At 59.2% G+C, this 240-nt stretch carries 1 protein-coding gene; it reads right to left on the reverse strand.

What is annotated here, in order from left to right; translation table 11 throughout:
* Window positions 1-240 (reverse strand): hypothetical protein (locus tag AF337_RS45285; protein ID WP_152970999.1); only part of this gene is annotated, 240 nt, incomplete at both ends.

The following is a 240-nucleotide window of genomic DNA, read 5'->3' on the forward strand; positions in this document are numbered from 1 at the left end:
ACATGGCTGTATCCGGCAAACGTGAGGTCGCCGCTCTGGTTGGCGATGTCAAGCGCTCGCAGCAAGATGTCGCGGCCGATTCGGACATGTCTCGTCCACGGTATGACGTGGGCCCCGAAGTCTTTGTAAGTCCTGGCCTGAAAGCGATTAAGGTCGTGCGTTTCGACCAGATGGCAGCCTAGCTGACCAAACCGGAATCCGGCCTCATAGTCGCCGAAGCGCGGCCCGGCAATATAGCCA

The organism is Rhizobium ecuadorense (assembly GCF_001187535.1).
In the GTDB taxonomy this organism is placed as follows: domain Bacteria; phylum Pseudomonadota; class Alphaproteobacteria; order Rhizobiales; family Rhizobiaceae; genus Rhizobium; species Rhizobium ecuadorense.